A 10,585-nucleotide genomic window follows, 5' to 3' on the forward strand; every position below is an offset into this window, starting at 1 on the left:
AGACGAGTCCGAGTACGTGTGACTGGCCGCGATGGCGATTCATCGGCGAGCCGTCAGAGAGCTGGCTGCTAGTTCGTCCTCCCACTGTTTCCCGGCTCGTAGCGCGTCGAGTACCCACCGCATATGGGGACAGATCCTGCCCACACCGCCGGTTAGGACCGAGCAGCCGTCACGAGAACGACCGAGAGAACCAGCAGGTATGCCACCAGCGCACCGATCCCGGCCGAGAGCAGCCGCGACGGTGCGACGGCGATGCCGATGCCAACGATCACGAACGCGCCCGCAAGCGTTCCGAGCTGGACGGCCGGTCGCTCCCAGTACTGGCGGACGAGGTCGCTGTGACTGAACGCGATCGCCTCGAAGACGAGTGTTCCAAGGACACCGGCTGCCACGAACGGCAGCGAAAGCGGGGCGCTCGCGACGGCGAGGCCGCCGACGAACGCCGCCAGTGCGATCACGGCGAGGACACCATCAGTTATCAGACTCATCGCCGCAGTTCCGCTGTCGATCATGTTACGGCGCACGCACGAACGTCTTGCGGGTAGAAGGAACTCCAGTGTCGACCAGCAACTCAGCGATACAGCCGCGCGCCCTCGCCGACGACGGTCTGATAGGCACGGCTTTCGACACCAACCGCGTCGAAAGCGTCGACCATCGCTGCAGCGATCGCCCGCTGGTCCCGGCGATGACAGACCGCCAGTACGCCTGGCCCGGCACCGCTGACGGTTACACCGGTCGCGCCCGCCTCGAGGGCGGCCTCGCGAACCCGATCGTAGCCGGTGATGAGTTTGGTGCGTTCGGGTGTGACGATGGCGTCGGACATTCCCCGACCGACGAGGTCAGGATCGTCTTGTGTCATTCCAACGGTGAGCGTGGCGGCGTTGCCGACGGTGTCGACGACTTCCGCGAGCGAGGCCGAGTCGGGGACGACGCCGCGCGCGTCGCGTGTCGACACGGAGATTTCTGGAAGGCAGGCGACGACGGGGACGGACGCGTCGACTTGCGTGACGCCGTCGTCGGTGACGACGGTGAAGCCGCCGAGCAGTGCCGGCGCGACGTTGTCCGCGTGTGCCTCGCCGGAGACGAGCGCTTCGCCTTCGGCGGCGATGGGAACAAGTTCCTCCCGCGAGCAGCCGCGGTCGTAGAGGGCATTGAGCGCGACGGCGGCGGCAGCCGCGCTCGCGGCTGAGGAGCCAAGCCCCGAGGAGGGTCGGACGCCTTTGTCGATTCGGATGCGCGCCGGGGCATCGAGGGCCTCGGCGACCGCACCGACGGTGTTCTTGGCTGGGTCTTCCGGGATATACTCGCTGCCGGCTCCCGTAACCGTAATCGTCGTTTCCGAGGCGCGCTCGACCCGAATCACGTCGGCGGGCGTCCCGAGAGCGATACCAAAGACGTCGAAGCCACTCCCGAGGTTCGCACTCGTCGCCGGTGCCCGCACGGTGAGCATGCCGATTCCTTTCAAGACGGCAGTCAAAAAGGTAGCGAACGAAGACGACGCACAGTGTCAACTCGCCAGCACTGCGAGACCGTATCGGCCACCGATAGCGATCTACTGTCTGTCTGATCACGATCAGTACCGCCTCGAGCCCAGTATTCGATTCGTCGCCAGTGATCGGGGCTCGCGTGGGAGCAGTGAGAAAACAGCAGTGTGGAGTCGTGGACGGCGGAGTGCTGTCAGTCAGTGCCGCTATGGCCGCCGGACGGCTTGCCGTCGCGACGGCAAGCCGCGACAGCAAGGCGTCTCAGCAACCGGCGATCGACTCGATTACTCGTCGTCGGTCGTCCCGAACGTGAACACGTCATCGCTTTCTGTCGTGTCGTCCGCGTCGTCATCCGACGCGTCGTCGCTGTCGAGGACATCGTCATCGTCGTCCTCGCCGTCTTCATCGTCTGTCTCCTCATCGACTGGCTCAAGCGGTTGTGCGGTTCCATCGTCGCCATTAGCCGACTCGCCGTCGGCTGGTCCGAGTGGTTGTGCAGTTTCGTCGTCGGTATCCGACTCGTCGAGGTCGTCGTCGACTGGTCCAAGCGGCTGGGCAGTTGTGTCGTCGGTATCCGACTCGTCGAGGTCGTCATCGGCCGGCCCGAGCGGCTGGGCAGTTGTGTCGTCGGCATCCGACTCGTCGGGGCCGTCGTCGCTGTCGGCGTCGAGTTCAGCCAGCGGGTCAGCGTCGTCCGCAAGTGGGTCTGCCGCGTCGTCACCAGCGGTGTCGGCACCACCAGCCGACTCGAGGGCACCGTCGTCAGTGTCGGGGCTCTCGTCCGATTCGATGCCGAGGATTTCGTCGGCATCCAGCTCGTCGGCGTCGTCTGCGGGCCCCATCTCGAGTGCGTCCTCGGAGCTAGCCTCGTCCGTGGTCTCCGCAGCTGGCATGTTCTCGAGTGCGTCCGCCGACGCGTCGGTGTCGGGTGTGTCGGCGTCGTCGAACGCGAGCGCGTCCGCCGACGCGTCGGTGGCTTCGAGGGTGATGCCGCCCTGATCATCGAGCCCAGTCTCGTCAGCGTCGAACGACGTGTCGGACACCGACAGCGCCGCGTCGACGTCGAACGTCGACTCGAAGTCGACCTCGTCGCTGTCGATGTCGGTGTCGAACTTGTCGAGTGCTTCGGAGAGCTGTGCGGCCTGCTCGGAGAGACTCGAGGCGGATTCCGTGACCTCAGTGAGTGCGGTGGTCTGCTGTTCGGCCGCAGCAGCGACGTTCTCGGCTTCCGCGGTGGTCTCCTCGGAGATCGTCGCCGCGTTGTCGACCATCGCGACGACCTCCTGGGTCGAGGCTGCCTGCTCTTCGGTAGCTGCGGAGATCTCCTGGACGCCGATGTTGGTCTCCTGGGCGAGATCAGCGATCTCCTCGAGTGCCTCGACGGCTTCCTGGACCTGTTCGGTTGCGTCTTCGATGTCCGCGCTCGTGCCCTCGACCTCAGCGGCGGACTGTTCGGTGCGTGCGCGAATCGCCTCGAGGCGGTCCTCGGCCTCGTCGGCCGCCTGTGCGACGTCCTCGGAGAGGGCCTTGACTTCCTTTGCGACGACGGAGAACCCTTCGTCGTCGCTGCCGCTTGCGGATCGGGAGGCCTCGATATTGGCGTTCAGCGCCAGCATGTTGGTCTGGCGAGCGATCTCAGAGATCGTATTGATCAGTTCGTCGATCTGCTGGACCTCGTCTTCGAGGCGGCGCATCTCGGCGACGGCGTCGCCGGCCTCGGTTTCGATCTCGTCCATGGCGCTGATCGCCGTCTGGGCGGCTTCCTTCCCTTCCTGTCCGGTGTTGACGGTTCGTTCGGCGATGTCGGCCACCTCGTTCGAGGAGGCGGCGATCTCCTCGGTCGTCGTCGAGAGGCCGCTCATCTCCTGGTTGACCGACTGCAGCGACTCGTTCTGGCGATCCGCGCCGTCGGAAATCTCCTGGACCGAGCCGGTAACCTGCTCGGATGCAGCGCGGACTTCCTCGCTCGAGGCGGTCACCTGCTCGGAGGCGGTCGCGACATCGGTCGCGAACCGACTGAGCTCGGCGATGGTCAGCTCGATCTCGTCGAGCATCTCGTTGATGTCCTCGCCGATCTGTTGCAGCTGCTCGTTGTCGCTTTCGACCGTCGCGCGGGCGGTGAGATCACCGTCGGCAGCCTTGCCCATGACCGTCGAGTACTCAGTGGCCTTGTCCTCGAGGTGGCTGTTGATCTCCTCGGCGCGGTTGCGCTCGCGTTCTGCCTCCTCGCGTGCGGTTTCGGCTTCCCCGATCTGCTCGCGTAGTTCGTCGCGGATCGAATCGAAGCCATCGTAGAGGCGGCCGATGTTGTCGATCCGGTTGGTCTCGAGGTCGACGTCGAGGTTGCCCGCTTCCATCTGGCTGGCCTTGTCGCTAAGTCGACCGATCGAGACGGCCGTGTTCCGGCCGAGGACGGCACCGACCATGCCGATCAGGAGGACGGCGAGGATCGTCGCGTAGATCCCGTATTCGTTGATCGTGGTGACGAACCCGAACGCCTGGCTGGCGGGTTCGTGGGTCACGAGGACCCAGTCGGTCCCGGACACACGGGCCGAACTAGTGACGTACGCGTCGTCCGTGAAGTCGTAGGCGTCGGTCTCGAAGGTCAGCAACGAGCTGTCGATCCGTCGGGTCGTCGCCCCCTCGGTCCGTGCAGCGGTCAGCAGGCTGGTGTCGCCACCGTATGCCTGTCCGAGCGTTTCGTGATTCTCGCCGTATCCCTTGTTGTCGAGCATCACCTCGTTGTCGCCGTTGAGGACCATCGTCGTGGTTCCGTCGTCGCTCTCGAGCTCGGTCGCGTACGCCTCGAGGTCAGCGGTGTAGACGATCGCCCGGTCAGCGTTTGCAGCCGAGCGCTGGACGTAGGTGATGACGGTTCGGTTCTGGCCGCGTTCGCTCTCGGCGAGGTAGGCATCAGACACCCAGGGAGTGGTCTGGGTCGCGTTCGCGTACGCGCCTTGGGGGATGTTCTCGAGGTCGGCCGTCGATGCACCGCGGAACGCGTCGGTGGTGCTTGCGGTGACCGTCCCGGCGTTCAGATCGACGGACGAGATGGCGACCGTGTCGTTGCCGAGATGTTCCTCCCAGTCGAGGAACTGCTGTTCGATCGCCGCGGGATCGTCACTGGCGACGACGTTCGAGCTGGCGATCATCTCGACCGTGTGTTCGTTCTGCGTATTCCACATCTGCAGGCTTTGGGCGTCCTGCTCGACAGCGGACGCGTGGTCGGTCTCGACCCGGTCTTCCATCTGATCCGTGACCCCTGCAGTGGCGGCATAACCGATCAGTCCGACGGACAATACGAGTATCAGTAACGCGATCCCAAACTTGACCGCGTACCTGCGTCGGATGGCCGCTGGCACCAACCGTCGAGCGAAATTCATAGATAAGAGATGCGTTCTTTCGTCGGTACATAAATTATAATCCGCTGTTATCGGAGGTGATAATCAGGCGCGAGAGACGAACGACGGGACGGAACGCAGTTTAGTGCATCAATTTCCAGAAAACTATGCTGTAGCAACGTATCTGGTGCTATCGGACACCGTTCTCGGCCAAACGTTCAAAATAGCTGGCGTTTACGCGCCCCCTCGTCGATGATCGCCGTCGACGAATGCAACGACGACGGCGGGATCCTCGGCCGTGAGGTCGAACTGGCCGTCGGCGACTCGAACGCGAGGGCGTCTAAACCGTCATCTGCCCCGACGAGCAGGCGGCAGGCGACTACGTCGAGCCGAACTGGTTCTGCGCGCCTGCTGCAGACCGTTTTCTCGGCTATCGGAGTACGCCGCCGGTGAAACCGGCAGGATCAGTCGTCCGCGTTCGCCTCGAGCGTTCCATCTCCAGTCACGAACCGATCGCCACTAACCAGCAATGCGCCCGCGAGTAGACCGCCGATCCCCGCGAACGCGGCGATCATCGTGAAAAACGCCGTCTGCGAGAGTTGGCCGAGGACGACGCCGCCGAGTGCGATGCTCACCGAGCCGACGCCGAACTCGGCGAGGTAGGTATAGCCATAGGAGAGTCCGCGGGCATCCGGCGGTGTATAGAGCGCGACCGCGTTCTGGTAGAACGGCTGGATTGCAAACAGGAAAAAACCCAGCACGCCACAGAGGACGACGATCGGGACGAGTCCGAAACCCATCGTCGTCACCGGAACGAACGCGAGTCCGAGCGCTGCGAGGACGACGAAGATACCTGTGAGTCCGCGCGCCGGCGTCACGCGGCTGGTCAACTTTCCGCCGGCGTACTGGCCCGCCATGCCGACGACCAGCAGGCCGACGTAGATGTAGTCGGCTGGTTCGATTCCCTCGAGACCGGCCGGCAGCGCGAGCCCATCCATCGCCGACAGACCGTGGAGGATCTCGGGCAGATAGGTCAGCGTACCACGGTAGTAGAGCCCCTCGAACGTGACGAGGACGAAGACGACGGCGAAGGCGCTTGCAAACAGCGTGCGCGTATTCCCGCCAATCTCCGACAGCGACAGTGCCTCGTCGGGCCCTGCGTCGGCATCGTCCGCGACCGCCGCGGTCGGATCGAACTCCGCGCTCAGGCCGTAGCCAATCGCGAGGATACCCGGGACGGTGAGGACTGCGGCGACGACGGACCACTCGAGAAAAATCAACAGCGTCGCGGCGACGAAGGGACCAAGCGCGATGCCGGCGTTGCCGGCGATCCCGTGCCAGGCGAAGACGGTGCCCCGATCCTCGACGCCGGTGCTGATGAGCGCAAGGCCGGCAGGGTGGTAGACGCTTGCGGCGACACCCCACAGGATCAGGCCGGCCGCGATGGCATAGATCGAATTCGCGGCGGCGAGGACGAGAAAGGACAGGCTCATCCCGGCGAGACAGACCAAGACGAGTCGCTTGGTGCCGTAGCGATCCGCGAGGATCCCACCGGGCAGCGCACCGAGGCCGAACGGCGCGTAGCCAAGCGCGACGACGATCCCGAACAACGCGACGCCGACGTCGAACTCGGCCAGCCAGACGACCAAAAAGATCGGAATCGAGGTCTCGAACCAGTGGACCAGCGCATGGCCCGCCATGGTAAAGCCCGCGATCGCCCGATCGTTCGCGTTCAGGGCCATGAATCGTTGCCCGATATCCAGTCCCTGCGCACTTAGCGGCTTGGAAACCGGCGTGGCTCAGACGGTCTGCTATCCAGATGGGGCCGCAGTGGGTTGCGGTCTCACCGGCACTGACGCACAGAAGTCCGTCTCAGACGGGCAAACAACAGACCCTGTCGAGCGGGATTTAGCTGTCTTCGTGCGTCTCGACGACCTCCGAAACATCGACGTCTTCGGGTTCGTCCTGCCCGCCGATGACGAGGTCGCCGTCGGCAGTTTTGACGTAAACGTCGTCAGCGAAGCCACCTTCAGCATGTGGATGCTCGGGGTCCTCGAGTCGCTCGGGCGTCGAGGGAGCCTCGGGGACGCCTTCGGGCGGTGCGAACTGACCGAGGGGCTCGTCGATCGTGATGTCCCAGCGGTCGAAGAACTCGTGGTAGCGATCGTAGTGGGCCTCGAGTTCGTCGGCGGGGAACTCCATCATCTCGGTCCAGCCGTGGTTGTAGAAGTCGAAGTTGGCCTGAATGTGGGTAATCTCGCGGGCTTCGGCTTCGGAGTAGCCGTCCTGTAGCGCGCGCAGGTAGGTGTCCATCGTCGCGTCGAAGAAGCCATCGAGGTGGTCCCGTCGGTCCTCGGCGTGGGCGGGATCGGCTTTCCCAGTGAAAATCCTGGTGTGGAGTTTGACCAGCCCCGCGTTGGCGACCGAGCGGACGCCCGGTGTCTCGAGGGCCTTCTGGTAGGCAAAGTGTTTCGCGTTCTGGCGGAGCTTCATATCCGGGGTTTATGCACACCTCCTAAAGAACAGTTTGGACAACATTGTTAGGGGGTGCAGTCTCGCGACGAGGGACGATCGGTGCGCCTGAAACGGCCGGCGCGGGGATCGGAACGAAACCCGTACATTCTCGAGGAATGGTTCCTGAAAGTTGATGATAGATACAAACTGTCAGCCATCTCGCGATTATCTTTACTATTGTTGTGTCTTCGGAAGATATCCGGCAAAATAGACGAGATAGCAATCCACTTTAACCCGGGTTACGAACGGTCTGGATATGACTCAGTACGTCATCATCGGTGACGGGATCTCGGGTAGTTCGGCTGCCGAGACCCTCCGGGAGGAAGACCCGGATTCGGAGATTACCGTCATTACCGATGAGGGGGAGCCACTGTATAACCGGATTCTCATCAAGGAACACGCGAAAGGCAAGCTCCCTGAAGCGCCGATCTCGATCCACGACGAGGAGTGGTACGACGAACGTGACATCGACCTCTCGCTGAACACCTTCGTAACGAGCGTCGACACCGATGCGAAGGTCGTCAACACCCACGAGGGCGAGGAGATCCCCTACGACAAGTTGCTCGTCGCCACCGGCGGGACGCCGACACAGCTCCCTGTCGATAACAGCGACGCCGACGGGATCCACCACTTCTGGACGTTCCAGGACGCGCGTGCGATCCGCGAACACGCTGAACAATCCAACAAGGGCGTCATCGTCGGTGCCGGCCTGCTGGGCATCGACTTCGCGGCCGTCTGTGGCGCACAGGGGATCGAAGCCGACTACTTGATGCGTGGCGACCGCTGGTGGCGCTACGCGCTCTCGGGGAAGGGTGCCGAGATCATGCACGAGGGCATGCGCGAGGTCGGCGTCGAACCCGTCTTTGACAGCGGCGTCGATCACTTCGAGACCGACGACGACGGGAACGTCACTGCCGCCGTCGACCCCAACGGCGACCGCTACGAGTGTGACTTCGTCGGCGCTGCGATCGGCCTGAACTTCAACACTGAATACCTCGATGGAGTCGGGCTCGAGCAGGACAACGGCATCATCGTCGACGAATACATGCAGACGAACGTCGACGACATCTACGCGGCCGGTGACATCACCCGCTTCTACGACGTCCTGCTGGGCGAGCAAGCCCAGAACGGCTCGTGGGGCTCGGCCAAAGAACAGGGCCGAGTCGCTGCGGTCAACATGGCCGCCGACGAGGAAGCCGAGGAGTTCGAGTGGGTGTCCTCCTACTCCATTACGCACTTTGACTTCCCGTTCCTCTCCTTTGGCCACCCGACGATTGGCGACGAGCACGCCGAACGCAAGTACTCAGACACCGAGTGGCGACGCATCGCCTTCAAGGACGGCAAGGTCGTCGGCGGCGTCCTCATCGGCGATCTCTCGCCTCAGAGTCAGCTCAAACAGCTGATGCGCGAACAGCGCGAGGTCGCCGACCAGGCCGAGGTCCTCCTCGAGAAATCCGTCGATCTGGACGAACTCGCACCGCCACAGGAGCAGTAATCCGACACGTACCGTTCGTTCCGCGCGATCCGTTTTCGACTCCCTGCGTTATTGCGCGCTGTTGCAGACGGCCTTGACCACTTACACGTGAGTGCAGAGCCTCGCCGCCAATCGGCCGAGATGCGCGCCAGCGACACCGCTTACCGGTCCTCTAGAGCCTGTCCAAGAAACATCGACAGAGAAATCATTTTCGACGGATTCCCAACCCCTCATGACATAGATTTTATCTAGTAGAAACCCCTATACTGGGTACGATTCTATCTGTGACATCTAACTTTATCCAATACGACCAAGATCAGCAACACCTCTTGCCGAAGAACCTCGCGGAGTGGGTCAAAGAGGATAGCCTCGAACGGTACGTCTCCGACGTCATCGATCATCTCGACAACGAGGGTCGGCTCGATCCGTTCTATCCAGAGGAACGGGAGGACGGCCGCGGGCGGCCGTCCTTCCATCCCGTGATGATGCTGAAAGTCCTCGTCTTCGGCTACTGTATCGGCATCCGCAGCTCCCGCAAACTCGACCGTCTCCTCGAACGTGACATCGCGTTTCGCTACCTTGCCGCGAATCAACAGCCCGACTTCCGCACGATCAGCCTCTTCCGCAAGAACCACCGCGAGAAGTTCGAACACCTCTTCGTTGAGATTCTTCGTCTCTGTCGGGAAGCTGGGATGGCTGAGATGGGCGAAGTCGCCCTGGACGGCCGTCGCGTCCAGGGCGACGCTGCCCTCGACCAAAACCGGACTCGTGAACAGATTACCGAAGAGATCCAGGACATCCTCGATGAAGCCGCCGAGATCGATGAGGCCGAAGATGACGAATACGGCCCCGAACACCGCGGGGACGAGCTCCCGGAGGAACTCCGGGAGCAAGAAGACCGACTGGACCGATTGCGGGAAGCCAAGGACAGACTCGACGCCAAGGAACAGCAACGCAAAGCAGAGCAAGCCGCGAAAATTCGCCAACGAGAACGAGAAGAGGAAGAAATGGGGCGAAAGAAACGTGGCCGGAAGCCCACACCTCCGGAGGAGGTGGAGCTTCCGGAGGACACAAAAGCAAACACGACAGATCCAGCGAGTCAAACGCTCAAAACCAGCAATGGCTGGAAACAGGGCTACAACGGCCAAGCAATTGTGGACTGCGACACGCAAGTCATCGTCGCTCAGGATATCACGACTGACGCAAACGACGTCCAGCAACTCAAGCCGATGCTAGAGACCTGCGAGGAAGTGAACGGCAAGCGCCCGGAGAAGGCGCTTGCCGACGCCGGGTATTGGAGTAATGCGAACGCGCAGTTAGCGGATGAGCAGACTGAACTGTTCATTGCCACGACCAAAGACTGGAAGCGACGGAAAGAACTGCGAGAGGCGGATCCGCCCCGGGGGCGGATCCCCGATTCGTATGGCCCGAAAGAACGCATGGAGCGGAAGTTGCGAACGAAACGGGGCAGACGGATCTATCGCAAGCGGAGTCAGACCGTGGAAGCAGTGTTCGGACAACATGTTACACGGGGTTGTGATCGGTTCCTATTGCGAGGAACGAAGGGAGCGAATGCAGAGTGGTCGTTGTTTGCGGCGACACACAATCTCCTGAAGCTGTGGCGGTCCGGCCGAGGGCCGGACAGCCACGCAGTCGCCGACGCGATAGCACGATAGCCACTCCCGATCTTTTGGTTTTGTCGATGGTGAACAGGAGTGGAGTCGCCCGCGTATATGATAGAACCGGTCAACTGGATTCTTGGACAGGCTCTC

7 protein-coding genes are annotated in these 10,585 nt (G+C 62.6%); 2 read left to right on the forward strand and 5 right to left on the reverse strand.

The window, feature by feature from the left end:
* Positions 1 to 152: 152 nt before the first annotated feature.
* From BSG09_RS03395 to BSG09_RS03420, 5 genes are all read right to left on the reverse strand, one after another.
* On the reverse strand, positions 153 to 488 hold the full coding sequence (locus tag BSG09_RS03395; RefSeq protein ID WP_092930165.1) for a hypothetical protein: 336 nt from the start codon (positions 486 to 488) through the stop codon (positions 153 to 155).
* A gap of 83 nt (positions 489 to 571) precedes the next feature.
* Positions 572 to 1,450 carry a homoserine kinase gene (locus BSG09_RS03400; protein WP_092930099.1) on the reverse strand — a complete coding sequence of 293 codons (879 nt, stop codon included), beginning with the start codon at positions 1,448 to 1,450 and terminating at the stop codon, positions 572 to 574.
* A gap of 318 nt (positions 1,451 to 1,768) precedes the next feature.
* Positions 1,769 to 4,867 (reverse strand): methyl-accepting chemotaxis protein, encoded by a 3,099-nt coding sequence (locus BSG09_RS03405; RefSeq protein ID WP_092930102.1) that lies wholly within the window; start codon positions 4,865 to 4,867, stop codon positions 1,769 to 1,771.
* Positions 4,868 to 5,289: 422 nt separating this feature from the next.
* Positions 5,290 to 6,567, reverse strand: coding sequence for an MFS transporter (locus BSG09_RS03415; RefSeq protein WP_092930108.1), 1,278 nt, complete (start codon positions 6,565 to 6,567; stop codon positions 5,290 to 5,292).
* Positions 6,568 to 6,733: 166 nt separating this feature from the next.
* Positions 6,734 to 7,318 (reverse strand): DUF6149 family protein, encoded by a 585-nt coding sequence (locus BSG09_RS03420; protein ID WP_092930111.1) that lies wholly within the window; start codon positions 7,316 to 7,318, stop codon positions 6,734 to 6,736.
* 277 nt (positions 7,319 to 7,595) lie between these two features.
* Here BSG09_RS03420 and BSG09_RS03425 point away from each other — a divergent pair, with 277 nt between their 5' ends.
* Both BSG09_RS03425 and BSG09_RS03430 read left to right on the forward strand, forming a co-directional pair.
* Entirely contained in the window at positions 7,596 to 8,834 is a 1,239-nt protein-coding gene (locus BSG09_RS03425) for an NAD(P)/FAD-dependent oxidoreductase (protein WP_092930114.1), read from the forward strand.
* A gap of 263 nt (positions 8,835 to 9,097) precedes the next feature.
* Positions 9,098 to 10,489 carry a transposase gene (locus BSG09_RS03430; RefSeq protein WP_092930117.1) on the forward strand — a complete coding sequence of 464 codons (1,392 nt, stop codon included), beginning with the start codon at positions 9,098 to 9,100 and terminating at the stop codon, positions 10,487 to 10,489.
* Positions 10,490 to 10,585 lie beyond the last annotated feature (96 nt).

Source organism: Natrinema hispanicum (assembly GCF_900111485.1).
Taxonomy (GTDB): domain Archaea; phylum Halobacteriota; class Halobacteria; order Halobacteriales; family Natrialbaceae; genus Natrinema; species Natrinema hispanicum_A.